Genomic DNA, 2810 nt, shown 5'->3' with positions numbered 1-2810 from the left:
CATAAGTACCTTCCATCAATAGTTGGAATCCAAATACGGGGTTAACATTATTAGCACTCAACCCATCTATCTGTGCATACTTCATTGGGATGCGATAATAATTGAGAAATCCCCAATCTGTTCCATCTTTTCCAATTAATTTAGCCAATGGAAAGGGGGCTACTTCAAAATCACAGATCATTGAATTATCTGTAACCTGTACGGGATTAAACTTCACATGAGATTCAAACATCGGACGATCCCCTCTTTTGATCACTTCTCCATTTTTAGGATTGAATGCATTTCCATTTTTATCGACGATCTTTAGAATAACACGAGCGCCATCGTTTGAAATTTTTGTACAAGTCACCTTTGGAGCCGTGATCCCAGTAAAAACTTCAGCAGCACTTGATCCTGACGCCGCCTGATATGTTACTTTAAACATATCATCAATCGTGGGCTCTACAATCTCAATGGTTGCCAATTTAGGGAATACCCGTTCTCCTCTTGGATTGGTCATTTTGACATCAAAATTAAAACGCCCTAGAGGTAGGTTGGCAGAAGCTCGATTAAAAACCAGCTGTCCACTGACGGTATTGAATTCCATCGGAGCCTTTTTTACTGTTTCTCTCTTTTTATTGAGAAGCTCGACCGTGGTATCTGTCTCGGCATTGAATACTAAACCAGGCTTAAAGGTTAGAATGTCAAATTCTTTAAAAAAGACATCCGGTGCGGGCTGACCTGTTGCTTCATCCTTTAAATTTAACAATTCGAATGTATAGGGCGGAGTGGAGCCATCTGTATTGATACGGTCAGACATCGTAAGCGACATCCCACGTTTACAAAAGATGGTATTGTCTTTATAACGGATACCTTCACTCAAAAAGCCGTTTTCAATTTTTTTGCACCCAGAAGTCAGTGTAAAAACAAACACTAGGCTATATAAAATTTTTAAATTCGTTTTCATATCTGTTTTTAGTCAGCCATTTTTCCGGCGTTAAAAAATAAACGATGCGTGTTTTGCAATACATGCAATACACCTGTCGTCGTAATAATTCCTGAGGTTTGACAATCATAGGATTTATCGAGCTGATCTTTGGGAATCGCATTATAATCTGGTTCTTCAGCATCAAGAGTCCCGATAACCTTTGTAAAATTGAGATAGTCTACATAATCCAAATAATCGCTGTAATCACGTGTTCTGCGCAACTTAATATTGAACCTGACATTTGGGATCGCGCCAAGCTTGCTCACAAAATATTTATTATCCGGGCTGAGATTCTCTCTTGTAATCTTTCCATCGAATAGATAAATCATCATCGAATCGCGTAATTCCTTGACTGGGATGTTATTTATCCCGAACTGAATATTTTCGTTTCCTACTTCAATGATCTTTTGTTGTTTTTTGGCGGCTACATAATCCCGTACGCCATAATCACTCGTTGCAAAGAAAGTGACATCCGAATTGACAATATCTTTAATACCAGCGCGATCTATAATCTTAACCAATGAATCAAAGCTACCGTGCTGCTTTAAAAAATCATAGGTTGTCTGATTCACGTGGGCGTCGCTCTTTCCTCCATCTACTTTGTAATTATCTTTCTTACAAGCAAAAAGAAAGATCAATAACGACGCAAACAATCCTGTTATCTTTTTCATAATTCTTTTAGTTAGTGCTTAAACCTTTCCTCTCCAGTAAGAGGTCTGTGTCAACTTGTTATTATTTTTGAATAGGGCTGGATTAATCGGCCAATAAAATCCTTCTTGACGAAAACGGGATTCTGAAAGCCATGGAACAAAATTGCTGTATTGCTTTGTTCGCAATAGATCATAAAAAATATGCCCTTCGAGATAAAGTTCCTTACCTCTTTCAATAATATATTCGTACATGACATCGTCTTTACTCGATGTATTATCCACGAATGCAGATTCATCGGCGCCATTCCTTTTTCTAAATTCATTGATGATATCTATCGCTTTAGAGACTTGATTTCTGTAGAGTGCAATTTCGGCTTTCAACAAGCGCATATCCGCTAACCTAAAGACAATCAAATTATTGCTAACATAAGGATCTTGCTTTTGTGATGGATTACGATAGACAACACTTTGATATTTTATGCAAGTAGCTTTATCGCTGTTTAAATCTGTAAAATTACGTCGACAGCGAATATCGCTATCGTCAAAGACCTGTGAAGGCATCGCTTTCCACTCCCACTGCTGCAAACTTGTATTCCAATACCAATCCCAAACTTGGTCTATTTTATAAAAATGATTTGTCAGATAATCTGCATTGACATAACACCTCGAATTTGTTCCAGTAGTTGCCAGCTGCGCAGTTCTCAAAAACATATTGGCAATATGCTGGTTGGTTCCTTCACGCGTATTTTCACTCATTGCAATTTCAAAAATACCCTCACTCGAAAGTCCTTCGAAAGTCTTGTAATAATTGGATGTATCAGTCAGTGAATACATACCATTATTTAAGATTTCATCGATGGCTTTATCGGCTTTGTCTACCGCTTCGAGATCCGGTTGGTTTGAATTGACATCGCTCATTGTGGCCTTCCAAAGGTAAAAATGTGCTAACAATGCATTCACTGCGCCTTTATTGGCTGTAACTTTCGCATTCCCAACAAGTGAATATTGCCAAGGTAGCAGTTCATGTGCCAACAGTGCGTCCTTCTCAATCTGCGCCATAACCTCTTTTTTGGTACTTCGTGCTAATTCCGGAGCAGAAATAGGATCATCGTATTCTTCAGTTACCAAGGGGACATCTCCCCAAACACGTAGCATCATAAAATAAGTGAACGCCCGTAAAAAATAGGCCTCTC

At 38.6% G+C, this 2810-nt stretch carries 3 protein-coding genes; all 3 read right to left on the bottom strand.

Annotated features, from left to right (window positions below):
* Positions 1 to 946: DUF5007 domain-containing protein (locus B2X72_RS26400; RefSeq protein WP_286852172.1), on the bottom strand; the 946-nt coding region annotated here is incomplete at its 3' end.
* 8 nt (positions 947 to 954) lie between these two features.
* Positions 955 to 1638 carry a hypothetical protein gene (locus B2X72_RS26395; RefSeq protein ID WP_075991384.1) on the bottom strand — a complete coding sequence of 228 codons (684 nt, stop codon included), beginning with the start codon at positions 1636 to 1638 and terminating at the stop codon, positions 955 to 957.
* Between the two features lie 18 nt (positions 1639 to 1656).
* Positions 1657 to 2810 (bottom strand): RagB/SusD family nutrient uptake outer membrane protein (locus tag B2X72_RS26390; protein ID WP_286852170.1); only part of this gene is annotated, 1154 nt, incomplete at its 5' end.

Origin of the sequence: Sphingobacterium sp. UBA7253 (assembly GCF_002472745.1) — a bacterium.
Taxonomy (GTDB): Bacteria; Bacteroidota; Bacteroidia; order Sphingobacteriales; family Sphingobacteriaceae; genus Sphingobacterium; species Sphingobacterium siyangense.
This window is presented reverse-complemented; position numbering and strand designations above follow the sequence as displayed.

Coding starts and splice junctions, on each gene's coding strand:
- B2X72_RS26395 (WP_075991384.1), bottom strand. CDS start 1,638: ATGAAAAAGATAACAGGATTGTTTGCGTCGTTATTGATCTTTCTTTTT.